Below are 23,811 nucleotides of genomic sequence, written 5' to 3'. Positions count from 1 at the left end.
GATCAGCCGATCAGGCGGGTCAGCGCTTCGCGGTACTTGTCGCCGGTGCGCTCGATGATGTCGGCCGGCAGCGATGGGCCCGGCGCGCTCTTGTTCCAGTCCAGCGTTTCCAGATAATCGCGCACGAACTGCTTGTCGAACGACGGCGGATTGACGCCTTCCCGGTACTGGTCGGCCGGCCAGAAGCGCGATGAATCCGGGGTCAGCGCCTCGTCGATCAGGATGAGCTTGCCATCCGGATCGAGGCCGAATTCGAACTTGGTGTCGGCGATGATGATGCCGCGGCTCTTCGCGTAGTCCGACGCTGCGCTGTACAGCGCGATCGCGGTGTCGCGGACCTGCGCCGCCAGCGCCGGGCCGATCAGTGCTTCGGTCCGTTCGAAGCTGATGTTCTCGTCGTGATCGCCCACGGCGGCCTTGGTGGCCGGCGTGAAGATCGGATCCGGCAGCTTCGACGCCATGCGCAGGCCGTGCGGCAGCGCCACGCCGCATACCGCACCGGTACGCGAATAGTCGCCCCAGCCGGAGCCGATCAGGTAACCGCGCACGACCGCTTCGATCGGCAGTGGCTTGAGCCGTCGCACGACGATGGCGCGCCCTTCGACCTGGTCGCGCTCGTCGGCGGTCACCACCGACTCCGGCGCGATGCCGGTCAGGTGGTTGGGCGATACGCCGGCCAGTTTGCCGAACCAGAAGTTCGACACGGCGGTCAGCACCTTGCCCTTGCCGGGTATCGGGTCGGGCAGGATGACGTCGAACGCCGACAGGCGGTCGGTGGTCACGATGAGCATCGTCGCGTCATCGATCGCGTAGATGTCGCGCACCTTGCCACGGGCAATCAGCGGCAGGCTGTTGATGCGGGATTCGAACAGTGCGTCGGCCATGGTCGTGTTCAGATCACCTGCTGGGCGAGCTTTCCGCTGGCGTAGTTCTGTGCCACCTGAACCAGCGGAATGGCCTTGATCTTGCCGGCCTGACCTTCGCAGCCGAATTCGATGTAGCGCTGCTTGCAGATGCTCTTGGCGGCTTCGCGCGCCGGCTTCAGGTAGTCGCGCGGGTCGAACTTGCTCGGGTTCTCGAACATGTACTTGCGGATGGCGGCGGTCATCGCCAGGCGGATGTCGGTGTCGATGTTGATCTTGCGCACGCCGTGCTTGATGGCTTCCTGGATTTCCGATACCGGCACGCCGTAGGTTTCCTTCATGTCGCCGCCGTACTGGCGGATGATCGCCAGCAGATCCTGCGGCACGCTGGACGAGCCATGCATCACCAGGTGCGTATTCGGGATGCGCTTGTTGATTTCCTTGATGCGGCTGATGGCGAGGATGTCGCCGGTGGGCTTGCGCGTGAACTTGTAGGCGCCGTGACTGGTGCCGATGGCGATGGCCAGCGCATCGAGCTGGGTGCGCTTGACGAAGTCGGCGGCTTCTTCCGGATCGGTCAGCAGCTGGTCCATGGTCATCGTCGCTTCGGTGCCGTGGCCGTCTTCCTTGTCGCCCTTCATCGTTTCCAGCGAACCGAGGCAGCCCAGTTCGCCTTCGACCGTCACGCCGAGCGCGTGCGCCATGTCGACCACCTTGCGCGTCACCTCGACGTTGTAGTCGTAGCTGGCGATGGTCTTGCCATCGGCCTGCAGCGAGCCGTCCATCATGACCGAACTGAAACCGAGGTCGATCGCCCCCTTGCACACGTCCGGACTCTGGCCGTGATCCTGGTGCATGACCAGCGGGATGTGCGGCCAGCTTTCGATGGCGGCTTCGATCAGGTGCTTGATGAAGGGCTCGCCGGCGTATTTTCGGGCGCCGGCGCTCGCCTGCAGGATGACCGGCGCGCCGGCTTCATCAGCCGCGCTCATCACGGCCTGGACCTGTTCGAGGTTGTTCACGTTGAAGGCGGGTATGCCGTAGCCGTTTTCGGCGGCGTGGTCGAGCAACTGGCGCATGGACACCATGGGCATGGCAATTCTCCTGGCTGGATCAGATAACGGTCGAGAGTTGACGATACTCCCCGACCTTGACGATTTTCAGTGTATTGGTGCCGCCCGGCACGCCGATCGGCTCGCCGAACGACAGCACGATCAGGTCACCGACCTGCACGGCACCGCTGCGCAGCAGTTCCGCTTCGGCGTCGACCAGCATGCGGTCCCGGTCGGCATCCGGATCGAGCTTGATCATCAGCGGCGTGACGCCGCGGTACATCGACAGCTTGTAGCGGGTGCGCACTTCCGGTGTCAGCGCGTAGATCGGCACGCCGCTGTTCAGGCGCGACATCCACAGCGAGGTCGATCCGGACTGGGTCAGCGTGGCGATCGCCTTCACCTTGAGGTGGAAGGCGGAGAACAGCGCGGCCATCGCGATCGACTGGTCGATGCGGGTGAACACGCGGGTCAGGAACTCCTGGTCCAGCTTCACCTCGGCGGACTTTTCGGCTTCGACGCAGATGCGGCTCATCGCCTCGACGGTTTCCACCGGGTACTTGCCGGACGCGGTTTCGGCCGACAGCATGACCGCGTCGGTGCCATCCAGTACCGCATTGGCCACGTCGGACACTTCGGCGCGTGTCGGCACCGGGCTGCTGATCATCGATTCCATCATCTGGGTCGCAGTGATGACCAGCTTGTTCATTTCGCGCGAGACGCGAATGATGCGCTTCTGCATCGCCGGTACGGCCGCGTCACCCACTTCGACCGCGAGGTCGCCGCGCGCCACCATGGCGCCGTCGGACGCATCGAGAATCTCTTCCAGCGCCGGGATGGCTTCCACGCGCTCGATCTTGGCGATCAGCAGCGCGTTCGACCCGGCCGCACGCAGCAGCTCGCGCGCCTGGCGCATGTCGGCGCCGCTCTTCGGGAAGCTGACCGCCACGTAGTCGACATTCAGCGACGCCGCGATCTTGATGTCTTCCATGTCCTTGGGCGTCAGCGCCGGTGCCGACAGGCCGCCGCCCTGGCGGTTGATGCCCTTGTTGTTCGACAGCTCGCCGCCGTGGCGCACCGTGCAGTGGATCTGCGTGGCGTTGACCGACTTCACGTCCATCACGATGCGGCCATCGTCGAGCAGCAGCACGGCGCCCGGTTCGACGTCATTCACCAGTTCGGGGTAGTCGAGGCCGACACGGCCCTCGTCGCCCAGCGTGCATTCGATGTCGAACACGAAGGCCTGGCCGCCCTTGAGCATCACCTTGTTTTCGGCGAACTTGCCGACGCGGATCTTCGGACCCTGCAGGTCGGCCATCACGCCCACCGTGCGGCCCGCCCTGGCTGCGGCGACCGCGAGGGTTTCCACGCGCGCGCGGTGGTCGTCCGCCTTGCCGTGCGAAAAATTGAGCCGCACCACATCGACGCCGGCCTCGACAAGGCGGGTCAGGGTGGCGAGGTCGCTCGATGCGGGGCCGAGCGTGGCGACGATCTTGGTGAAGCGGTGCATGGCGGACGAACTCCTCGTGATGTCTTTGTTGTTCTAGTGGGCGGTGCTTTGCGCGAGCTGCGCCGGATCAGCCGCGGGCGCGCCGCAGCAGGATATCGACAGCCGGCAGCGTCTTGCCTTCGAGGAACTCCAGGAATGCGCCGCCGCCGGTAGAGATGTAGCTCACCTGGTCGGCGATGCCGTATTTTGCGATGGCGGCCAGCGTGTCGCCACCACCGGCGATCGAATAAGCCTTCGATGCTGCAATGGCGCGCGCCACGGTTTCGGTGCCGTGACCGAAGGCGTCGAACTCGAACACGCCGACCGGGCCATTCCACACGATGGTGCCGGCCGCCTTCAGCATGTCTGCCAGTTGGGCAGCCGCCTTTGGGCCGATGTCAAGAATCATGTCGTCGGCTGCGACGTCGTCGACCGACTTGACCGTTGCCGGTGCATCAGCCGCAAAAGTCTTGGCGCACACCACGTCTTCCGGCAGCGGCACTTTCGTCTTGGCCATCACGCGCTTCGCGGCGTCCACCAGATCGGCTTCGGCGAGCGACTTGCCGATCTGCTTGCCGGCGGCGAGCAGGAAGGTGTTGGCGATGCCGCCACCGACGATGAGTCGATCGACCTTGTCGGCCAGATTCTCCAGCAGCGTCAGTTTGGACGATACCTTGGAGCCGGCGACGATGGCCACCAACGGACGCGCGGGCTGGCCGAGCGCCTTGCCCAGTGCGTCAAGTTCGCTCGCCATCAGCGGACCGGCGCAGGCGACGGCTGCGTACTGGCCCATGCCGTAGGTCGTCGCCTCGGCCCGGTGGGCGGTGCCGAAGGCGTCGTTCACCCACACGTCACACAGGGCAGCGAGCTTCTTCGACAGTGCGTCGTCACACTTCTTCTCGCCCTTGTTTGCGCGGCAGTTTTCCAGCAGCACGACTTCGCCCGGAGCGACCGCAACGCCATCGACCCAGTTCGCAATCAGCTTCACCTCGAAGCCGAGCAGTTCCGACATGCGGCGGGCGATCGGTGCCAGCGAATCTTCCGGCCTCAGGTCGCCTTCGGTCGGGCGACCGAGATGGGACGTCACCATCACTGCCGCGCCAGCGTCGAGCGCGCTGCGGATGGCCGGCAACGAGGCGCGGATGCGCGTGTCTTCGGTGATATTGCCGGCGTCGTCCTGCGGCACGTTCAGGTCGGAGCGGATGAACACCCGCTTGCCCTTGAGGTCGAGATCGGAAAGTCGTGTGAACTGCATCGTGTGTCCTCTGCGATGGCGCGTGAAGGGGGGCTGACGGTGCGAATACGAGGTAGGACGGTCAAGCGGGGAAAAACGATGCGGGACGGACGAAACCGGGCAGGGACGCTGCCGCCCCGAACCCCGCCCCGGATCGGGGTGCCTTTACCTGGCCGCCATCAGGGCAACCGTCGTGTCCAGCATGCGGTTCGAGAAACCCCATTCGTTGTCGTACCAGGACAGCACCTTCACCAGCGTGCCGCCCATGACGCGGGTCTGCGTCGAGTCGAAGATCGACGAGCGGGCATCGTGGTTGAAATCGACCGACACCAGCGGCTCGACGTTGTAGCCCAGCACGCCCTTCAGTTCGCCTTCCGACGCGGCCTTCAGGATGCCATTCACTTCCTCGGTCGTCGTCGCGCGCGCGGCCGTGAAGGTGAGGTCGACGATGGACACGTTGATGGTCGGCACGCGCATCGCGAAGCCATCCAGCTTGCCGTTCAGGTCCGGCAGCACCAGACCGACCGCGGCAGCGGCGCCGGTCTTGGTCGGAATCATCGACATCGTCGCGCTGCGCGCGCGGCGCAGATCTTCATGATAGACGTCGGTCAGCACCTGGTCGTTCGTGTAGGCGTGGATGGTGGTCATCAGGCCATGCACGACGCCGATCTTGTCATGCAGCGGCTTGACCAGCGGTGCCAGGCAGTTGGTGGTGCAGCTGGCGTTCGAAATCACCGTGTCGCTTGACTTCAGCACGCCGTGGTTCACGCCATAGACGATGGTGGCATCGACGTCCTTGCCGCCCGGCGCTGAAATGATGACCTTCTTCGCACCGCCCTTGATGTGGGCCGACGCCTTTTCCTTGGTCGTGAAGAAGCCGGTGCATTCCAGCACGACATCGACGCCCAGCTCACCCCACGGAAGTTCGGCCGGATTGCGGTTGGCCAGCACGCGGATGCGGTCGCCATTGACCACCATGTAGTCGCCGTCGACGCTCACTTCACCCGGAAACTTGCCGTGGGCAGTGTCGTAACGGGTCAGGTGGGCGTTGGTCTTGGGGTCGCCAAGATCGTTGATCGCGACGATCTGGATGTCGTGGCGCTTGCCGCCCTCGTAGTGTGCGCGAAGCACATTGCGGCCGATGCGCCCGTATCCGTTGATGGCAACCTTGATCGTCATGTCTGCAACTTCCTTTCCAGTGGGTATGGATTCAATGAAACCTGCGGATTGTGCAGCGCAACTTGTGGTGGCGCTGCGCCGTAGTTGGCACCGTCCGCAGCGCGGTGCCCGGATGTGTGAGTCCTTACTTGGCGACCACCTTAAGGGCGGCGGCGGCGACCGCGTCGGCAGTGATGCCGAAAGCCTTGTACAGCTCGCCAGCCGGTGCCGATTCACCGAAGTGGTCCAGGCCGATGACGGCGCCGTCGAGACCGACGTATTTGCGCCACAGATCGGTCACGCCAGCTTCGACCGCCACGCGCGGGAGCGCGCGCGGCAGAACCATTTCGCGCCAGGCAGCGTCCTGCCGGTCGAACACGGTGGTCGACGGCATGGAGACCACGCGCGCGGCGACGCCTTCGGCCGCCAGCGCCTTCTGTGCGGCGAGCGCCAGGGCCACTTCGGAACCGGTACCGATCAGCACGACCTGCGCGCCCTCTGCATCCGACAGCACGTAGCCGCCGCGGGCGATGGCCGCAATCGTCGCGGCATCGCGCGCGGTGTGCGGCAGGTTCTGGCGCGAGAACATCATCGAGGTCGGGCCGTCATCGCGCTTGAGGGCACTGGCCCAGGCAACGGCGGATTCGACCGTATCGGCCGGACGCCACACGTCCATGTTCGGCATCAGGCGCAGCGTGGCCGTCTGTTCGACCGGCTGGTGCGTCGGGCCGTCTTCGCCGAGGCCGATCGAGTCGTGCGTGAACACGAACACCTGGCGAAGCTTCATCAGCGCCGCCATGCGCAGCGCGTTGCGCGCGTACTCGGAGAACATCAGGAAGGTGGCGGTATACGGGATGTAGCCGCCGTGCAGCGCGATACCGTTGGCGATGGCCGACATGCCGAATTCGCGCACACCGTAATAGATGTAGTTGCCGCCAGGGTTGTCGGCCGATATCCCCTTCGAACCCGACCACAGCGTCAGGTTGGACCCGGCGAGGTCAGCGGAGCCACCGAGCAACTCCGGCAGCGCCGGCGCAAAGGCTTCGATGCAGTTCTGGCTGGCCTTGCGGCTGGCGATGTTGTCGGCCTTGCCGTCGAACTTTGCGATCGTGTCGCTCACCACCTGATCGAAGTGGGCGGGCAGCGTGCCGTGCATGCGGCGTTTGAACTCCGACGCGAGGTCGGGGTGGGCTGCCTCATAGGCTGCAAATCGCTCGTTCCAGCCCGCTTCGGCCGTTTTGCCCGAGGGACGGGCATCCCACGCTGCATAGACGTCGGCCGGAACGTCGAACGGGGCGTGCGACCAGCCGATGAAGGCACGCGCCGCTTCGATTTCTGCGGCCCCCAGCGGCGCGCCATGCACATCGTGGCCGCCAGCCTTGTTCGGCGAACCGAGGCCGATCACCGTGCGGCAGCAGATCAGCGTCGGCCGCGACAGGTCGGCCTTCGCCGCGATCACTGCAGCGTTGATGGCGGCGCTGTCGTGACCGTCGACCGCCGGGATGACCTGCCAGCCGTAGGCTTCGAAGCGCTTCGGCGTGTCGTCGGAAAACCAGCCCTCGACGTGGCCGTCAATTGAAATACCGTTGTCGTCGTAGAACACGATCAGCTTGCCCAGACCTTGCGTGCCGGCCAGCGAGCAGGCTTCGTGCGATATCCCTTCCATCAGGCAACCGTCACCCGCGAAGGCGTAGGTGAAATGATCGACGACGGTATGGCCGGGTCGATTGAATTGCGCCGCCATGCCCCGTTCCGCAAGCGCCATGCCGACCGCGTTGGCCAGACCCTGGCCGAGCGGGCCGGTGGTGGTTTCCACGCCCGGTGCGTAGCCCCGTTCCGGGTGGCCCGGTGTCTTGGAATGCAACTGCCGGAAGGACTTCAGATCCTCGATCGACAGGTCGTAGCCGGTCAGGTGCAGCAGGGCGTACAACAGCATCGAACCGTGGCCATTCGACAGCACGAAGCGGTCACGGTCGGCCCACTCCGGATTGGCCGGGTTGTGCTTCAGGTGATGGCGCCACAGCACTTCGGCGATTTCCGCCATGCCCATCGGGGCGCCCGGATGGCCGGAGTTGGCTTTCTGGACGGCATCCATCGCCAGCGCACGGATGGCACCGGTGATCGGATTGAAGCCCCCGCGGGGTGTGATGGTCGGGACGGCGGTCGAGGCGGTCATAGGGCAAGGTTCCGGCCGGAAAAACCCATAATTATCCGCGAAAACAAGGCCTCTGGATAGCACGCTGCGTTCCGCAATCCGGCCGACTTTCCGTGTCCGGCCTTGCGGGATGCGCCAGAGGCGCGGGCTGAAGCGGCACGGATCGCACGAGGGGGATGCCGATGCCGGTCCCCGGGCACAAGGAATCGGCGTTGATCCGGTGCTTCAGCAGGCGCCGTGACGGCACGTTCAGTAGCGCGCCCGCGCCTTGCGCCCGTTTTCCACCAGCCGCAGGATCAGCGGCGTGAAGATGAGTTGCATGGCCAGTTCGATCTTGCCGCCCGGAATCACGATGGTGTTGGCGCGCGACATGAAGGAACCCTGCAGCATGCTCAGCAGGTACTGGAAGTCGATGCCGCGCGGATTGGCGAAGCGGATCACCACCATGGACTCTTCCGGCGTCGGGATGGCGCGTGCGATGAAGGGGTTCGAGGTATCGACCATCGGTACCCGCTGGAAATTGATGTGCGTGTTCTCGAACTGCGAACAGATGTAGTGCACGTATTCCGGCATGCGGCGCAGGATGGTATCGGTCACGGCTTCGGTCGTGTAACCGCGTTGCTCGCGATCGCGGTGCAGCTTCTGTATCCACTCCAGATTGATGATGGGTACGACGCCGATGCGCAGGTCGGCATGCTGTCCGACGTCGATGCGGTCGGTTTTCACGGCGCCATGCAGGCCTTCATAGAACAGGATGTCGGTACCCGCCGGAATGTCCTCCCAGGGCGTGAAGGTGCCGGGGGGCTGCCCGTAGGGCGCGGCTTCCTTGTCGTTGTGCAGATAGGCACGCGAGCGCCCCGTGCCTTCGGTGCCGTACTGCCGGAACAGCGCTTCAAGCTCTTCGAACAGGTTGGCGTCCGGGCCGAAATGGCTGAAGTGTTCGTTGCCGGCGGCCGCCTCGCGCGCCATGATGACCTTCATTTCCTCGCGGTCATAGCGATGAAAGGCATCGCCTTCGACGATGACCGGGTTGACGCCCTCGCGCCGGAAGATGTGCTGGAAGGTTCGCGTCACCGTGCTGGTGCCGGCGCCCGACGATCCGGTGATGGCGATGACAGGATGGCGTACCGACATCCGTCAGGCCTCAGAGCGTGGAAAACAGGCCACGGATGTTGAAAAGTGGCGAAGTGTATTCACGGTCCAGTCCCTGGTCATTTTCGTGGTGATATTGGGCGATCCGACGCACCTCGTCACTCGACCCGAAGATCAGCGGCGTGCGCATCTGCAGGCTGCGCGGCGGCAGTTCAAGGATCCGGGTCCGGCCGTTGGTCGCCTCGCCGCCCGCCTGTTCGATCAGGAAGGCGATCGGATTGGCTTCGTACATCAGCGAAATACGGCCCGGCGGCTGCGACGGCATGGTATCGGCGGGATACATGATGACGCCGCCGCGCGTCAGTACGCGATGGGTTTCAGCCACCAGCGAGGCGATCCAGCGCATGTTGAAGTCGGTGTTGCGAGGTCCGGTCTGGCCAGCCAAGCATTCCTCGACATAGCGTTTGACCGGCGGTTCCCAGAAGCGCGACTTCGACGCATTGATCGCGAACTCGTTGGTGTGCGCCGGAATGCGCATCTTCGGATGGGTCAGGATGAACGCGCCGATATCGCGGTCGAGCGTGAATCCGTCGACGCCTTCGCCGGTGGTCAGCACCAGCATGGTCGAAGGGCCGTACAGCGCGTAGCCGGCGCAGACCTGTTCGGTTCCGGGCTGCAGGAAGTCCGACAATTGCGGCTCGGCGCCCGGGTTGGGCGCGTGCAGCACGGAAAACAGCGTGCCGACGGTCAGGTTCACGTCGATGTTGTTGCTGCAGTCCAGCGCATCGAACAGCAACAGGTATTTGCCGCGCGGCGACTGTTCCGGTGTCGGAATGAAGCCGTCCAGCCCATCCGGCGCAAGCGCCGCGAGATGGCCGCCCCATTCGCATTCGCGCTGCATCGCCTCGTTGGCGATGGTGTCGAGCTTCTGCGTGACGCCGCCGGCGAGATTGATGGCCGCGCCGCTGCCGATCGCCTCGAAGCTGCCGAGCGAACCGACCAGCGCACCCTTGTTGACATTGTTGGCGATGATTTTCACCGCCGTCGCAACGGCATTCAGCAGACTCGAAAAGATCCCGCTCGCTTGCGGATGTCTTTGCTGGGCCTCGATGGTGTAACGCGTGAGGGTCTTGCGCCCTTCAGTCATGGCAACCTCCTTCGCAACCGGTGTCGATTTATCCTAGCTGTCGCCCGCCGTGCTGTCACATCGGCCTGTCGCGCTCCGACAGGTCATCGTGACAGCAAATCATGTGCTGCAACCATGGAACGGTCTGTTCCACGGTAAGCAACACAGTGTGCAAATGCAAAAAAATACCCCGGACTCTTGCGAGCCGGGGTATGAATCCACAAACAAGGTTGTGGAGGAGGAGCCTGGGTCACCTGTCGATTCTTGTTGAGCAGACAGGATTTGACGCTAAAATCGTGAGCTTCCGAAAACACGCTGTGCTTCTGTTGCGCGTCGTTTTCGACCGCTGTTGCAGTGCAATATATCTGGAATCTGCCGTGGTTCAAAATAAGTTGTTTTGATACGATCAATTAAATTTCCTGATACCGATTGATATGACAACTCAGTGGACACGAGGGGTGTCGCTTCGCCAGCTGCGGATTTTCGAAGCGGTCGCCCGTCTCGGATCGATTTCGCGCGCTGCCGAGGAACTGCATCTGACACAACCCGCCGTCTCGATGCAGGTGAAGGCGCTTGACGGGCTGATCGGACTGCCGCTGATCGAAACCCTGGGCAAGAAGCTGCGTGTGACCGATGTCGGCATGGAAATCGCCCGTCACGCACGCGCCATCGAGCACCAGCTGGCCGAGGCGGAAGCCGCGCTCGCCCAGATGGCGAGCGGTCATGCCGGGCTGGTGTCGGTTGGCGTGGTCAGCACCGCGAAGTACATCGCGCCGAAGCTGCTGATGGCTTTCCGCGAGCGCTTTCCCGATGTACAGGTGCGTATTTCGCTGCACAATCGTGACGACATCTTCCGCCAACTGGAAGACAACCTGATCGACCTCGCCATCATGGGCCGTCCGCCGGCTGCGCTGGGTTGCGAGGCGCACGTGTTCGCCGAGCATCCGCTGTCCATCCTCGCCTGCGAAGGGCACCCGCTGACCGGCAGCGGCATGGCCAGCGTGGAGGATCTGGGGCGTGAGGCCTTCCTGATCCGCGAGCGCGGCTCCGGTACGCGGGTGACGCAGGAAAGCTTCCTGATCGAACATGGCATCCGGCCGACCGAAATCATCGAACTGCCCAGCAATGAAATCATCAAGCAGGCGGCGATGGCGGGCATGGGTCTGGCTTTCCTGTCGGAACACACGTGCCAGCTCGAACTGCGCACCGGCGTGCTGCGCCGGATCGCCGCACCCGGTACACCGGTGATCCGCAACTGGCATGTGGTCTATCGCGACCGCAAGAATCTGCTGCCGGCCGCCCAGGCGCTGCGAGACTTCCTGCTGGCAAAGGGCGGTGGTCTGGTCAATGCGCAGGTGACGTCCGCACAGCCGGCGTGAGGCCGGATTTGCCTGTGCGGCTCAGCGCGCGCCGTGCGTGTTGAGCCAGTCCATCCATTCCCGATACAGCGCCGCGTTGGCGCCGACGACGACCGGCGTCTTGCGGCCGGGCGACATGTCCAGCGGTTCGCCGTCGAGCATCGAGCACTGCGCGCCGGCTTCAGCGGCAATCAGGGTGCCGGCGGCGAAATCCCACATCATCTGGCCGCCGTGCAGATAGACATCCAGCCGTGCAGCCGCGACAAAGCACCATTCGAGCGCACTGGAACCGAAGTTGCGCTGCGAGTAGAACGGCGACTGCGTGGCGAGCGCATCGGCCAGCGGCTTGGGGATGCGCTTGAAATCGACGCCGGCGACCGCGTCCAGCAGGTGGCGGGCCGGCGTGCGCAGCGGCAGTGCCGTACCGTTCAGGAAGGCGCCGCCGCCCTCTTCAGCGTAGAAGGCCTCGTCGGTCATCGGGTTGTACACCACGCCGTAGCGCGTCCGGCCTTCGGCGATGTAGGCGATCGCCACACCGAAGAACGGGATGCCGTTGACGAAGTTCGTCGTGCCGTCAATCGGATCGATGCACCAGATGCCGTCCTGGCCTTCGTGCCACAGACGCAACTGCAGCGATTCCGGCATTTCTTCGCCCAGTACCGGGCGATCGATGATGCGCGGCAGGCGTTCGATCAGCGCTTCCTGCGCCGCCAGATCGACCACCGTGAACAGGCTGCCGTCGTCCTTGGTGTTGCGTTGTGCCGTCAGGAAGTGCGGCATGATGACTTCGCGCGCCACGCTGCGCGCGGTGTCGACGATCTGGATGAGGGTAGGTGAGCTCATGGATTCAGTCCTGACGCCATTTGATGGAACAGCCGATGCCGGGCGTCTGCTCGCGCGGGCCGTCGCCGGTCAGTGCCACGAGGCGCATGGCCTCGAACAGGTCGCGCCGCGTATCCGGCGGTGCCGCTTCCTTGCGCGAGGCGTCGAAGCGACCGCGGTACTGCAGTTTCAATGCGCTGCTGTAGCCAAAGAAATCCGGCGTGCACACAGCGCCATAGGCGCGTGCCACCGATTGGTCGGCGTCCAGCAGATACGGAAAGGAGAACGCCCTGTCGCGCGCCAGCGCGCTCATGGCGTCAGGGCCATCCTGCGGATACTGGTCGATGTCGTTCGACATGATGGCCACGGCGCCGACGCCGAGCGCCTGCAACTCGCGCACCGTCACCACCAGCCGTGGCAGTATTGCCTGCACATAGGGGCAGTGGTTGCAGATGAACATCACCAGCAGACCGGCCGGTCCGCACAACGTGCCGGGCGAATGCTGGCGACCGTCGGCATCGCGCAACCGGAAGTCCGGCGCTGCCAGGCCGAAATCACAGACAGGTGTCGAAGTGCTGACCATCATGCTTCCATGGGTTTGCCCGCCCTGGCGGAGCGCGGGTCGTGATCCTCTCGCAGTGCACCAATGATAATACGATGAATCCTCGCTTCTTTTGCCCTCTGCCTGACGAACCCGCCGGCGTGCTTGTGCTGCCGGCTGCGGTCGCCCACCACGTTGAACGCGTGCTGCGCCTGTCGGCAGGCGACCCGCTGACCCTGTTCGACGGTCGCGGTTTCGAGGTCGAAGCCCGACTGGAAGGCAAGGGGCGCGACCTGCGCGCGGTGCTTGGCGAGCGTCGTGCGCCAGTGCGGGAGCCGTCGCTGCGGATCACGCTGATGCAGTGCCTGGCTGCGTCGGACAAGATGGACTGGATCGTGCAGAAAGCGGTCGAGCTCGGCGTTGCGCGGGTTCAGCCGGTGAGTTGCCGGCGCACGGTCGTGCGCCTGACCGGCGACCGTGCCCCGCGCCGGATCGAGCACTGGCGCCAGATTGCGGTGGCTGCCTGCGAGCAGTGCGGCCGCAACGTCGTGCCCGAGGTGCTGCCGCTGCTTTCCTTCGAGCAGGCCGTAGCGGGTGCCGACGGACAGCGCCTGCTGCTGCATCCGGAAGGTGGGGTAACGTTGCGCGAGGCGGGGCTGAAAGCCGATCAGCCGATCAGCGTACTGATCGGTCCGGAAGGCGGTTTCGACCACGAAGAGCTGCAGAGCGCGCGCCGCAGCGGATTTGCCGCACTCACCCTGGGCCCGCGCGTGTTGCGCACCGAATCCGCCGGCGTGGCTGTGGTGGCCGCGCTCAACGCCCTGATCGGAGACTTCTGATGTTCGATGCGCTGACCCCGCTTGAGGCGATGGACGATGACCGGTTCGATCGGGCGGTTGCGCGGCTGCGTGCCAACCTGCTCGATGCGCAGTACTCGATCCTCGAGCAGGCACGCACGCCGGTCATTCTGCTGATCGCCGGCGTGGCCGGCGCAGGGCGCGGCGTGGTCGTCAACACGCTGAACGAGTGGATGGATCCGCGCCACATCCGCACCAGTGCGTTCGGGTCGCGCGACGAAGCCGAACGCCTGCGACCCCACATGTGGCGCTTCTGGCAGGCGCTGCCGTCGCGCGGTCGTACCGCCATCATGTTCGAAGCGTGGTACAGCGAAACCATCCGCGATCGCGTCGACCGCCGCCTCAAGCGGCCGGCGTTCGGGCGTGCGCTGCAGTCGATACGGCGTTTCGAGCACATGCTGGCGATGGACGATGCGGTGGTGCTCAAGTTCTGGCTGCATCTGGACGCCGACACTCAGCGTGCCCGCTTCAAGTCGCTCGAGAGGGACGCCGCAACGCGCTGGCGCGTGACGCCGGAGGACTGGCACGAACACCGTCATCACCGCAGGCTGTGCAAGGTGGCGGAAGAGGCGATCCGCGAGACGGACGACCCGCATGCGCCATGGCATCTGATCGACGCACGGGACACCCGCCTGTGCGAACTGGCGGTCGGTCGCACCGTGCTGCGCGCGCTGCGCGCCACGCTGGCCGGGCGACCGCCCCGACCGGCACCGTTGTTGCCGCCGCCTTCAATGGCCGTTGCCGAGGCGCCGGCGGCACCGGTCGGTGAAGCAGCGGCTCCGTCGAGGCCGATGACCAAGGCGCAGTACCAGCCTGCGCTGGAAGCCCTGCAGGGGCGGTTGAACCTGCTGCTGCGTCAGCCGGCCTTCGACGCTCGCGCGCTCGTGCTGGTGTTCGAAGGCATGGATGCAGCCGGCAAGGGCGGTGCCATCCGTCGCATCACTCATGCACTCGACGCGCGGTATTACCGCGTTCATCCGGTCGCGGCGCCGTCGGAACATGAGCGCAAGTACCCCTGGTTGTGGCGCTTCTGGCGCGATGTGCCGCGCAACGGCCGGGCGGCACTGTTCGACCGCTCGTGGTACGGCCGGGTGCTGGTCGAACGGGTCGAAGGCTTTGCCGAGCCGGCAGACTGGGCGCGCGCCTACGACGAAATCAACGCCTTCGAGCAGGAATGGGTGGCGCATGGCGCCATCGTCTGCAAGTTCTGGCTCGACGTCAGCCCCGACGAACAGCTGAAGCGCTTCAATGAGCGCAGCCGCACCCGGTTCAAGCGCTTCAAGATCACGCCGGACGACTGGCGCAACCGCGAAAGGTGGACGTCCTACCTGCCGGCGGTTCGCGACATGCTGGCGCGCACGCACACCGAGTCGGCGCCGTGGGCGTTGATCGGCTCGGACGACAAGTACCGCGCCCGCCTGAACATCCTGCAGACCGTCTGCGACCGTCTCGAATCCGCGATCGGCTGAGCGTTCCGGCGGGCCGCGCTCGGATAGAATCGGGAACTTACCGGACGGAACCTGAATGCACGCTGATCCCGATTCACCGCGCTTCGTCGCCTGGGTGCGCAGCGCAGCACCCTATATCCATGCCTTCGGCGGCCGAACCTTCGTGGTCGCGGTCGGCGGCGAGGTGCTGAAGAGCCCGTTCGCCAATTCGCTGGTGCAGGACTGCAACCTGCTTGCCGCGCTCGGCATCAAGCTGGTGCTGGTGGTTGGGGCGCGCCCGCAGATCGAGGAAGAACTGGCGGCGCGCGGCCTGGAGCCCCGTTATCACAAGGGTTTGCGGGTGACCGACGCGCCGGCCATGGACTGCGTGAAGCGCGCCAACGGCGCCATCCGCATCGATGTCGAGGCGCTGTTCTCGCAGGGGCTGCCCAATACGCCGATGGCCGGCAGCACGATCGAGGTGGCGTCGGGCAACTTCCTGACGGCGCGTCCGGTGGGCGTGGTGGATGGCATCGACCACGGCTACACGGGGGCCGTGCGCAAGGTCGACGTCGAAGCGCTGAATGACGCGCTGGTCGACAGCGACATCGTGCTGATGCAGCCCTACGGCTATTCGCTGACCGGCGAGGTGTTCAATCTGTGCATGGAAGAAGTGGCCGAATCGGTTGCCATCGGTCTGCAGGCGACCAAGCTGATCTATCTGTGCGACGCGCCGGGCATCGTCGATGAAGCCGGAGAGCTGGTGCCGGAACTCACCGCTGACGAAGCATCGCAATGGCTGAAGGCGGGTCGCGGCATCACCGAAGACCTGGGCCTCTACCTGCCGCGGGCGATCCGTGCGGTGAAGATGGGCGTGGCCCGGGCGCACATGATCGACCGCGACCTTGATGGTGCGCTGCTGCTCGAATTCTTCACCACGCAAGGCGTCGGCAGCGTCATTTCGCGTGAACGGCTTGCGCTGATGCGCAATGCGCGCATGGACGATGTGCCGGCGGTGGCCGGCCTGATCGCGCCGATGGAGGCGGATGGCACGCTGGTCAGTCGTGGCCGCGAACGGCTCGAACGCGAGATCGATCGCTTCAGCGTGCTCGAACACGACGAAGTCATCATGGGCTGCGCCGCCTTCTACCCGTATGCGGAAGAAGAAATGGCCGAACTCGCCTGTCTCGCGGTCATGCCCGAATACCGTCGCCACGGCTATGGTGAACAGATACTCAGCTTTGTCGAGGGGCGGGCGCGGGCCGAGCGCATGAAGCGCCTGTTCGTGCTCACCACCGTGACGGCACACTGGTTCGTCGAGCGTGGTTTCGTCGAAGCCGGCATCGATGTGCTGCCGCGCCTGAAGCGCGAGAGCTATAACCCGCAGCGTCGCAGCAAGGTTCTGGTGAAGGTGCTCTGATGACGCGGCGGCCGCTCCACTGACATGAAGCCGGCCATGCTTGCGCGCATCGGCACGCTGAAAGCACGCCTCATCGGGTCGGCGATCGTGCTGGCCCTGCTGCTGGTCGCTGGCCTCGGGCTCACGCATCACCTGCTGGCCGGTCACCTGATTGCGCAGGAAGATGCACGCATCGATGCGCTGGCCGCCGACATGCAGAGCCGTCTGGCCGAGATCGTGGTGCATGATCAGACGCGGCTCGCGGCCGAAGCGGGTGCGTTTCGCCGGCTGGGTGGCCTTGGCTACATCGAGGTTCGCGATGCCGCGGGGCGTGTGCTGGTGGCGGACGGTGGTCCGGCCGTGCTCGGACCGCCGCATCCGGACCTGCATGCTGCACTGGCGGCCGGCCGCAGTCGCCACGATTTCCGGATCGAGCTGACGCCAGCCGACGCCGGCGCGCCGGTAGGCGTGCTGCGCGCCAGTGCGAGCCTGGTCCGTCTCGAAGCGGCACTCGCCACCTTGCGAACGTCGGTGCTGGTGCTCGGCATCGTGATTCTGTTGCTGCACGTGCTGCTGACCCGCTGGGTGCTCGGCGGCGTGCTGGATGGCGTGACCGCGATCGAAACGCGTGCCATCGCGCTGCGTCGTGCAGAAGTCGTCAATCCGTTGCCGGTGGTTGGCGACGACGCGCTGGCGCGCCTCACCCGTGCCTTCAACCAGATGGTTCAGGCGCTCGACGAGCGGGTCACGGCGTTGCGCAAGAGTGAGTCGCGTTTTCATGCGATCGCTGATTTCACCTTTGGCGTCGAAGCCTGGTTCGGACCGCAGGGTCGCCTGATCTGGGTCAATCGTTCGATCGAACGGGTGACCGGCCACAGCCCGCTGGATTGCCTGCTGAGCGAGAATCTCGCCGGCATGCTGGTCCATGAGAAGGACCGCAAGATTTTTGCCACCCGTGCGCAGGAAGCGCTGGCCGGCGCCAGCGGCGAAAATTTCGAAGTGCGTCTGCTGCGTCGCGATGGCGGGGTGGTGTGGGTATCCCTGAACTGGCAGCCGATCTACGACGAGGCAGGCGTTTGTCTCGGCGTGCGGGTGTCGGCCGACGACATCCAGAGCCGCAAGGAAGCCGAGCTGAAGCTGCTCGACACGGTGACCGCGCTGCGTCGAGAGCAGGGCTTGCGCGATTACTACCTCACGCGCAGCGAGGAAGAGCGTTCGCGCCTCGAGGCGTTGCTCGACCTGATCAAGCTGGGTGTGCTGTTCGTCGATCGCGACGGCCGCGCACAGCACGCCAACCGGATGCTCAAGCTGATCTGGGGCATGGCGCCGGACGAGAATGTTTCAGGCATGCGCGACAGCGTGCTGATCGAGCGCACCGCGCCGCTGCGTGCGGACGAAGAGGGCTATCGCGAGCGCATGGCGCAGATTCTTGCCACGCGGCTGCCGACCGAGCCGCTCGACATCGTGCTGCGTGACGGCCGCATCATCCGCGAGCAATCAGCGCTGGTGCCGTCGGCCACGCCCGGTCGCTTCCTCGGTCGCGTATGGATCTACGAAGACGTCACGGCGGAGCGGCGTGCAGCCGAGGCGCTCGTGAAGATGGCTGAACGCGATCCGCTGACCAATCTTTACAATCGGCGCCGCTTCCACGAAGAGCTCGAACGCATGATTGCCGACGCGAGCCGGCGTCACACACAACTCGGCCTGCTGTTGTTCGATCTTGATGGCTTCAAGCCGGTCAATGACCGGCACGGCCATCAGGCCGGTGATCAGGTGTTGATGAAGCTGGCGCGCGAAGTTGGCGCGGTGGTGCGGCGGAACGAAATCTTCTTCCGGCTTGGCGGTGACGAGTTCGGTGTGCTCGCCCCGGACACCGACGAACAGGCCATCACCGGCCTGGCGCGACGCATCGGCGAGCGCGTGTCGGGCATGAACTTCGAATTCGACGGCGAGCGTGCCTATGTGACGGTCAGCACGGGCATCGGCATCTATCCGGTTCACGCGTCGACCGGCGAAGCCTTGCTGGGCGCGGCTGACGCTGCGATGTACGCGGCCAAGAACGATGGCAAGAACGCTTTCCGGATGTACGAACGCCGACATGGCACCTGACCGCAGCGGCAGGGCACGCGCCGCTGATACGTAGATTCCGAACCCTATTTTTTCGAAGGAGTGACACGATGGCACGCATGGTCAATTGCATCAAATTGGGACGCGAAGCGGAAGGGCTGGACTTTCCGCCGGTGCCCGGCCCGCTCGGCGCGCGGATTTTCGAGTCGGTGTCCAAGGAGGCCTGGCAGCAATGGGTGAAGTACCAGACCATGCTGATCAACGAAAACCGCCTCAGCCTGATGGACGTGCGCGCACGCAAGTACCTTGCCGAGCAGATGGAGAAACACTTCTTCGGCGAGGGCGCAGACGGCGTGTCAGGATTCGTGCCGCCCGCTGCCTGATGTGATGTGCGCATGCCCGCGCCACAGTAATTCACGGCAAGCCTTTGCCCCGTCATGCTAATTTCGCGCCGATGAATGTTTCCACCCGCACTTCCGGCATCCTGCAGGGCACACGCGGCTGTCCGTACTGCATGAGCCGGAACACCAAGGACTCCAGCTGGAAGAACTCGGCCGAGAAGGCGGGGCGTTTCTGGTTGCGTCCGGTGCGCTGCCGCAACTGTCACAAACGCTTTGTGCGCTTCCGTCGTGTGCCGCTGGCCGCATTTGCAGGACTGGTGTTTCTGGGCATTTCGGCCCTCGTGGTCATCACCGTGCAGAGCGCGGGGTCGCGCATACCAAGTGAGCACGAAAGAAAGCTTGCCGAGCTCGATCCGCGTGATGTCGCCCGTATCCGCGCCGAAGCCGGCAGTTCGCTGGCGCAGTTCGAGTATGCGATGCTGCTGTCGCAGGGCGGAACCAGCGAACGCGAAGACCTGGTCGAAGCGATCAAGTGGTTCGAAAAGGCGGCGGCACAGGGGCACGCTCAAGCTCAGTACGAACTGGCTCTGGTCTACAAGCTGGGTCGCGGCACGCTGCAGGACTACGACGCCGCCGCCAGATGGTTCATGGAGGCGGCGCGCAAGGGACATGTTGCGGCGCAATATCACATGGGACGCCTGCACCGCATCGGTGAAGGGGTGGATCTCGATCTGATCCGGGCCTATGCATGGTTCAATCGCGCCGCGGCCCTCGGACATGGCGCTGCTCGCGGTGCGCGCGATGAAATTGCGGCCTCACTCAAACCGGAGCAGGTGGAAGCGGCGCAAAAATTGTCGCGCGATCTGCTGTCCGCACCCACCATCGCACCCACCGCCTCCGGTCCTTCGGCAGACGCATCCTCCAGCATCGAGCCGGACGTGACGGCGGAAGCACCTTCCGAGAGCGGACGGGTCATCGGCGTCACGGCCAGACCCTAGACTGCGGTCCGATGCGTCGGGTCGCCTCCCGATGCCCACGCTGTCATGTTCGCGGCCCTGCCCGACAGATGCGAAGATTGCAGATCCAGCACGGATTCAAGCAATTGGCGCTGCCGCGGCGATGTACGGCCAGTGCGGCAGCGGTCAGCAGGTATCGAGTCGCGGACAGCCGGGACTGTTGGCAGGTGCCGGCGGTATCCCACCATTTTCGAGTGCCTTGTCGAGCCGACCGGCGAGGTCGGTGTCGGCCAGCGCAAGCTCGTTGCGGATGTTTGCGGCTTCGTCGCTGCGGCCGATGCGCGACAGCGCCAGCGCGGTGTGGAACAGCATCTGCGGGTGACCCGGCGCGAGGCGGATCGCTTTCTGCAGCGCAGCCAGCGCGTCCGCGTGACGATCGAGGCGCGACAGCGCGACGCCTGACTGATGCCAGGCGTCGGCGTTGTCCGGCTGCGCCTGTGTCCATTCGCCGGCCAGTTCGGCGGCCGCCTGCCAGCGCGCCTGCGTCCCCATGCGTGCCACACGCAGGAACCACGGCTGCGCGGTATCCGGTTGCTCCCAGATGGCCAAACCGTCGATCGGCGCCACGTCGCGCTCGGGCAGCGTGCGGACACGCCGGATCATCTCCGCCGGCATGGCGAAGTAGCCGCCGGCATGGCCGGACGCGAGAAACGTGGTGATGCCCATCAGTCTGCCGCGGGCGTCGAACAGTCCGCCGCCGCTGCCGCCCAGTGCGAAGCCGCTCGAGGTTTCGATGACCGCCATGCCGTCATGCGGATGTGTGGTGGCCACGCGCCCGGGCGCGAAAAAGGCTTCGATCCCGCCCGAGTAGCCGTAGTAGAAGGACTTTTCACCCGCCTTCACGGACCCTGCGTCGCGCAGCTCGGCCACGCGCAGCGGCATCGGTCCGGTGCGCAGCAGGCACAGGTCGTTGGACATGTCGGCCTTCTGGCCGAATACCGGATAGACCAGCGCCCCCTTGGCCACCTCGATACGCACCGCCTGCCGGGTGACATGGCAGTTGGTGATGACCTCGTTCTCCGCCACCACGACGCCCGACCCGAAATAGCCCTTGCCGGCGCCATTGAGCACGCGCACCTGCACCACGCTGATCGACAGGCCGGTATAGAAGGCCGAACCGAATTCTTCCGCTGCATCGTTCGCCGTGGCGGTGGAAGACAGGCCGAAACAACAGACGAGCAGGGCGGACAGGCGGATCATGGGCGGCCTCGCAACGGGTGGCGGTGAAACGGCGGAAGATCGAACAGCCGTCATCGGAATGCCGTGACCGCGAAAAAGTTCGCGCGGCCGGTGCGCCGTCAGCCTGCGCCGCCGTCCGTCATCGGTCCGGTCACGAAAAAGGCGCCGCCCGCCACATGGTGGATCGTGCGCAGCGCGTCATGTCCCGGGCCGAAATGCCAGCGCCCGGCGCTGAATACACGGCTGTCGGCATGCGCCGCGACCACCTCGCCGATGAACAGGTCGTAACGGCTCTGGTTGTGTGTTTCGGGGACGACGCGACATTCCAGCCAGGCCACGCAGCCGTCGATCAGTGGTGCCGCGACCGCGTCGCCGGCGAAGGTCGTGATGTGCAGCTCGGCGAACTTGTCCCGCTCGCGGCCGGAATCGCTGCCGACCGCCACGGTGAGCGCACGCTGCGCCTGTGTCGGCACATTGATCGCGAACTCGCCCGACGCCTCGATCAGTTCGCGCGTGAAAGTGGATTTGTCGATCACCACCAGCAGTTTGGGTGGGTCGAAATCGAGCGGCATGCACCAGGCTGCCGCCATCACGTTGCGTCGCGCCCCGTGCGTGCTGCTGACCAGCACGGTCGGGCCGTGGTTCAGCAGGCGGTAGGCCTTCGCCAGCTCCACCGTTTCAACAGCTGATGCGGGCATGCGCTATCTGCTCCAGCTGTCCTTCAGCGTCACCGCCCGGTTGAAGACCGGACGGCCCGGCGCCGAATCCTTGCGGTCGGCAACGAAGTAGCCATGGCGTTCGAACTGGAAGCGGTCATCGGGCGCGGCCGCTGCCAGCCCGGGTTCGACGATGGCCTGCACCGATTTCACCGAATCGGCGTTCATCACGGTCAGGAAGTCGCGGCCGCCAGCGTCCGGATGGGCTTCGGTGAACAACCGGTCGTACAGCCGGATTTCGGCCGCCACACCGTCCATGGCACCGACCCAGGTGATGACGCCTTTCACCTTCACGCTGTCGGCACCCGGGGTGCCGCTTTTCGTGTCCGGCACGAGGGTCGCAAGCACGGCGGTGATGCGGCCGTCGGCGTCCTTTTCGCAGCCGGTGCATTCGATGACGTAGCCGTACTTCAGCCGCGTACGGTTGCCCGGGAACAGGCGGTGGTAGCCCTTGGGGGCCACCTCCATGAAGTCTTCACGCTCGATCCAGACTTCGCGCGACAGCATGAAGCTGCGCTGGCCGAGTTCGGGGTGGTGCGGATTTACCGGCGCCGAGCAGGTTTCGGTTTCGCGACCGGCGAACAGCGCGTCCCAGTTGCTGAGCTTGAGTTTCAATGGATCGAGCACCACCATCGCCCGCGCGGCGCGACCGTCGAGGTCGTCGCGCAGTGCGCCTTCCAGCGTCGCATAGTCGATCCACGAATCGGCCTTCGACACGCCGATGCGCTCGGCGAACAGCTGTATCGCCTCCGGTGTGTAGCCGCGCCGGCGCAGGCCGACGAGGGTGGGCATGCGCGGGTCGTCCCAGCCGCTGACGTGGCCTTCCGTTACCAGCTGCATCAGCTTGCGCTTGCTGGTCACCACATAGGTCAGGTTCAGGCGGGCGAATTCGTACTGCTTCGGCAGCGGGTGCGCGAGCAGACCCCCTTCCGCGAGGCGCTCCAGCACCCAGTCGTAGAACGGCCTCTGGTCTTCGAATTCGAGCGTGCAGATCGAGTGGGTGATGCCTTCAAGCGCGTCTTCCAGCGGGTGGGCGTAGGTGTACATCGGATAGATGCACCAGGTGTCGCCCGTGTTGTGGTGATGCGCGCGCTTGATCCGGTAGATGGCCGGGTCGCGCAGATTGATGTTGGGACTGGCCATGTCGATCTTCGCGCGCAGCACCATGGCGCCGTCGGCGTGCTGGCCGTCGCGCATGGCGCGGAACAGCGCCAGCGATTCCTCGCGCGGCCGGTCGCGCCAGGGCGACGCCTTGCCCGGCTCGGTCAACGTGCCGCGACTGGCGCGCATTTCGTCCGGTGTCTGCTCATCGATGTAGGCGTGGCCCGCTTCGATCAGGTATTCCGCGGCGCGGTACATGAAGTCGAAGTAGTCGCTGGCGAAATACAGGTGAGAGGCCCCGAAGGCGTCCCAGCCGAAGCCCAGCCACTGCACCGAATCCTTGATCGACTCGACGTATTCGACGCTTTCCTTTTCCGGATTGGTGTCGTCGAAGCGCATGTGGCACACGCCGTCGTAATCACGTGCCAGACCGAAATTCAGGCAAATCGACTTGGCGTGGCCGATGTGCAGGTAGCCGTTCGGCTCGGGCGGAAAGCGGGTCCGGATCTTCGCCGGGTCAGGCTCGCCTGCGGCGTGGTGCGCGGCATCGCCCGGGCTGCGCGCCCAGCGGCGGCTGGCGTAGGTGCCGGCGGCCATATCCCTTTCGATCACCGCACGAAGAAAATTGGAGACATGGGTGACAGCGTTGTTTTCTGACATGGGCAGATGGTGCGGTAAGTGAGTTTCAGCCCGGATTCTATCCGCTCGCAATCCGGACATTCGCCCCAAACATCGATGAAGGAAGCCGATATGGGTGGTTTGTGTCATCGTGAATGCCGCGATGCAGCAAGAGAACGGGAGGCGGAAATGGGCAGGAG

Annotated in this window: 20 protein-coding genes; 7 read left to right on the top strand and 13 right to left on the bottom strand. The window is 65.0% G+C overall.

Annotation, left to right across the window (positions count from 1 at the left end; all coding sequences use genetic code 11):
• Window positions 1–2: 2 nt before the first annotated feature.
• The 8 genes from ACTIFF_RS04285 to ACTIFF_RS04250 form a co-directional block, all read right to left on the bottom strand.
• On the bottom strand, window positions 3–884 hold the full coding sequence (locus ACTIFF_RS04285) for a phosphoribosylaminoimidazolesuccinocarboxamide synthase (RefSeq protein ID WP_439535711.1): 882 nt from the start codon (window positions 882–884) through the stop codon (window positions 3–5).
• Between the two features lie 8 nt (window positions 885–892).
• Window positions 893–1,957: a class II fructose-bisphosphate aldolase gene (gene fba / locus ACTIFF_RS04280; RefSeq protein WP_439535710.1), complete on the bottom strand. Its 1,065-nt coding sequence runs from the start codon at window positions 1,955–1,957 to the stop codon at window positions 893–895.
• Between the two features lie 19 nt (window positions 1,958–1,976).
• Window positions 1,977–3,425: a pyruvate kinase gene (gene pyk, locus ACTIFF_RS04275; RefSeq protein ID WP_306477227.1), complete on the bottom strand. Its 1,449-nt coding sequence runs from the start codon at window positions 3,423–3,425 to the stop codon at window positions 1,977–1,979.
• A gap of 67 nt (window positions 3,426–3,492) precedes the next feature.
• Entirely contained in the window at window positions 3,493–4,659 is a 1,167-nt protein-coding gene (locus tag ACTIFF_RS04270) for a phosphoglycerate kinase (RefSeq protein ID WP_439535709.1), read from the bottom strand.
• Window positions 4,660–4,803: 144 nt separating this feature from the next.
• On the bottom strand, window positions 4,804–5,817 hold the full coding sequence (gene gap, locus ACTIFF_RS04265; RefSeq protein WP_439535708.1) for a type I glyceraldehyde-3-phosphate dehydrogenase: 1,014 nt from the start codon (window positions 5,815–5,817) through the stop codon (window positions 4,804–4,806).
• A gap of 124 nt (window positions 5,818–5,941) precedes the next feature.
• A complete protein-coding gene (gene tkt / locus ACTIFF_RS04260) occupies window positions 5,942–7,972 on the bottom strand; it encodes a transketolase (protein WP_439535707.1) in 2,031 nt (676 codons plus the stop codon).
• Window positions 7,973–8,200: 228 nt separating this feature from the next.
• On the bottom strand, window positions 8,201–9,085 hold the full coding sequence (locus ACTIFF_RS04255) for a phosphoribulokinase (RefSeq protein WP_439535706.1): 885 nt from the start codon (window positions 9,083–9,085) through the stop codon (window positions 8,201–8,203).
• 10 nt (window positions 9,086–9,095) lie between these two features.
• Window positions 9,096–10,190 carry a class 1 fructose-bisphosphatase gene (locus tag ACTIFF_RS04250; RefSeq protein WP_306477231.1) on the bottom strand — a complete coding sequence of 365 codons (1,095 nt, stop codon included), beginning with the start codon at window positions 10,188–10,190 and terminating at the stop codon, window positions 9,096–9,098.
• A gap of 437 nt (window positions 10,191–10,627) precedes the next feature.
• Here ACTIFF_RS04250 and ACTIFF_RS04245 point away from each other — a divergent pair, with 437 nt between their 5' ends.
• Window positions 10,628–11,548 carry a LysR substrate-binding domain-containing protein gene (locus ACTIFF_RS04245; protein ID WP_306477232.1) on the top strand — a complete coding sequence of 307 codons (921 nt, stop codon included), beginning with the start codon at window positions 10,628–10,630 and terminating at the stop codon, window positions 11,546–11,548.
• A 21-nt stretch (window positions 11,549–11,569) separates the two neighbouring features.
• On the opposite strand, the gene ACTIFF_RS04240 is transcribed toward ACTIFF_RS04245, so the two are convergent.
• Both ACTIFF_RS04240 and ACTIFF_RS04235 read right to left on the bottom strand, forming a co-directional pair.
• On the bottom strand, window positions 11,570–12,370 hold the full coding sequence (locus tag ACTIFF_RS04240) for an inositol monophosphatase family protein (protein ID WP_439535705.1): 801 nt from the start codon (window positions 12,368–12,370) through the stop codon (window positions 11,570–11,572).
• A gap of 4 nt (window positions 12,371–12,374) precedes the next feature.
• On the bottom strand, window positions 12,375–12,932 hold the full coding sequence (locus ACTIFF_RS04235; RefSeq protein ID WP_439535704.1) for a thioredoxin family protein: 558 nt from the start codon (window positions 12,930–12,932) through the stop codon (window positions 12,375–12,377).
• Between the two features lie 74 nt (window positions 12,933–13,006).
• On the opposite strand from ACTIFF_RS04235, the gene ACTIFF_RS04230 reads away from it, so the two are divergent.
• From ACTIFF_RS04230 to ACTIFF_RS04205, 6 genes are all read left to right on the top strand, one after another.
• The gene (locus ACTIFF_RS04230) at window positions 13,007–13,729 is read left to right on the top strand and encodes a 16S rRNA (uracil(1498)-N(3))-methyltransferase (protein ID WP_439535703.1); all 723 of its coding nucleotides are present in this window, start codon (window positions 13,007–13,009) and stop codon (window positions 13,727–13,729) included.
• The gene (gene pap / locus ACTIFF_RS04225; protein WP_439535702.1) at window positions 13,729–15,216 is read left to right on the top strand and encodes a polyphosphate:AMP phosphotransferase; all 1,488 of its coding nucleotides are present in this window, start codon (window positions 13,729–13,731) and stop codon (window positions 15,214–15,216) included. The genes ACTIFF_RS04230 and pap overlap by 1 nt, the downstream gene beginning before the upstream one ends.
• A 55-nt stretch (window positions 15,217–15,271) precedes the next feature.
• Entirely contained in the window at window positions 15,272–16,594 is a 1,323-nt protein-coding gene (gene argA, locus ACTIFF_RS04220; RefSeq protein WP_305613641.1) for an amino-acid N-acetyltransferase, read from the top strand.
• A gap of 24 nt (window positions 16,595–16,618) precedes the next feature.
• Window positions 16,619–18,682: a sensor domain-containing diguanylate cyclase gene (locus ACTIFF_RS04215; RefSeq protein ID WP_439535701.1), complete on the top strand. Its 2,064-nt coding sequence runs from the start codon at window positions 16,619–16,621 to the stop codon at window positions 18,680–18,682.
• Window positions 18,683–18,750: 68 nt separating this feature from the next.
• Window positions 18,751–19,023: an oxidative damage protection protein gene (locus ACTIFF_RS04210; RefSeq protein WP_257080205.1), complete on the top strand. Its 273-nt coding sequence runs from the start codon at window positions 18,751–18,753 to the stop codon at window positions 19,021–19,023.
• 71 nt (window positions 19,024–19,094) lie between these two features.
• Entirely contained in the window at window positions 19,095–19,979 is an 885-nt protein-coding gene (locus tag ACTIFF_RS04205) for a tetratricopeptide repeat protein (protein ID WP_439535700.1), read from the top strand.
• Between the two features lie 144 nt (window positions 19,980–20,123).
• Here the strand turns inward: ACTIFF_RS04205 and ACTIFF_RS04200 are convergent, their stop codons facing one another.
• The 3 genes from ACTIFF_RS04200 to ACTIFF_RS04190 form a co-directional block, all read right to left on the bottom strand.
• Window positions 20,124–21,197: a trypsin-like peptidase domain-containing protein gene (locus ACTIFF_RS04200; protein WP_439535699.1), complete on the bottom strand. Its 1,074-nt coding sequence runs from the start codon at window positions 21,195–21,197 to the stop codon at window positions 20,124–20,126.
• Window positions 21,198–21,295: 98 nt separating this feature from the next.
• Entirely contained in the window at window positions 21,296–21,874 is a 579-nt protein-coding gene (locus ACTIFF_RS04195; protein WP_439535698.1) for a flavin reductase family protein, read from the bottom strand.
• A 3-nt stretch (window positions 21,875–21,877) separates the two neighbouring features.
• Window positions 21,878–23,653 (bottom strand): glutamine--tRNA ligase/YqeY domain fusion protein, encoded by a 1,776-nt coding sequence (locus ACTIFF_RS04190; RefSeq protein WP_439535697.1) that lies wholly within the window; start codon window positions 23,651–23,653, stop codon window positions 21,878–21,880.
• Window positions 23,654–23,811 lie beyond the last annotated feature (158 nt).

Source organism: Methyloversatilis sp., from assembly GCF_051861465.1.
Classification (GTDB): domain Bacteria; phylum Pseudomonadota; class Gammaproteobacteria; order Burkholderiales; family Rhodocyclaceae; genus Methyloversatilis.
The sequence above is the reverse complement of the archived record's forward strand: the minus strand, read 5'-3'. Positions and strand labels throughout refer to the sequence as shown.

Coding starts and splice junctions, on each gene's coding strand:
- tkt (WP_439535707.1), bottom strand. CDS start 7,972: ATGACCGCCTCGACCGCCGTCCCGACCATCACACCCCGCGGGGGCTTC.
- ACTIFF_RS04240 (WP_439535705.1), bottom strand. CDS start 12,370: ATGAGCTCACCTACCCTCATCCAGATCGTCGACACCGCGCGCAGCGTG.
- ACTIFF_RS04215 (WP_439535701.1), top strand. CDS start 16,619: ATGAAGCCGGCCATGCTTGCGCGCATCGGCACGCTGAAAGCACGCCTC.
- ACTIFF_RS04200 (WP_439535699.1), bottom strand. CDS start 21,197: ATGATCCGCCTGTCCGCCCTGCTCGTCTGTTGTTTCGGCCTGTCTTCC.
- ACTIFF_RS04285 (WP_439535711.1), bottom strand. CDS start 884: ATGGCCGACGCACTGTTCGAATCCCGCATCAACAGCCTGCCGCTGATT.
- ACTIFF_RS04210 (WP_257080205.1), top strand. CDS start 18,751: ATGGCACGCATGGTCAATTGCATCAAATTGGGACGCGAAGCGGAAGGG.
- ACTIFF_RS04255 (WP_439535706.1), bottom strand. CDS start 9,085: ATGTCGGTACGCCATCCTGTCATCGCCATCACCGGATCGTCGGGCGCC.
- pap (WP_439535702.1), top strand. CDS start 13,729: ATGTTCGATGCGCTGACCCCGCTTGAGGCGATGGACGATGACCGGTTC.
- fba (WP_439535710.1), bottom strand. CDS start 1,957: ATGCCCATGGTGTCCATGCGCCAGTTGCTCGACCACGCCGCCGAAAAC.
- ACTIFF_RS04250 (WP_306477231.1), bottom strand. CDS start 10,190: ATGACTGAAGGGCGCAAGACCCTCACGCGTTACACCATCGAGGCCCAG.
- pyk (WP_306477227.1), bottom strand. CDS start 3,425: ATGCACCGCTTCACCAAGATCGTCGCCACGCTCGGCCCCGCATCGAGC.
- ACTIFF_RS04190 (WP_439535697.1), bottom strand. CDS start 23,653: ATGTCAGAAAACAACGCTGTCACCCATGTCTCCAATTTTCTTCGTGCG.
- ACTIFF_RS04205 (WP_439535700.1), top strand. CDS start 19,095: ATGAATGTTTCCACCCGCACTTCCGGCATCCTGCAGGGCACACGCGGC.
- ACTIFF_RS04235 (WP_439535704.1), bottom strand. CDS start 12,932: ATGGTCAGCACTTCGACACCTGTCTGTGATTTCGGCCTGGCAGCGCCG.
- ACTIFF_RS04270 (WP_439535709.1), bottom strand. CDS start 4,659: ATGCAGTTCACACGACTTTCCGATCTCGACCTCAAGGGCAAGCGGGTG.
- ACTIFF_RS04230 (WP_439535703.1), top strand. CDS start 13,007: ATGAATCCTCGCTTCTTTTGCCCTCTGCCTGACGAACCCGCCGGCGTG.
- ACTIFF_RS04195 (WP_439535698.1), bottom strand. CDS start 21,874: ATGCCCGCATCAGCTGTTGAAACGGTGGAGCTGGCGAAGGCCTACCGC.
- argA (WP_305613641.1), top strand. CDS start 15,272: ATGCACGCTGATCCCGATTCACCGCGCTTCGTCGCCTGGGTGCGCAGC.
- gap (WP_439535708.1), bottom strand. CDS start 5,817: ATGACGATCAAGGTTGCCATCAACGGATACGGGCGCATCGGCCGCAAT.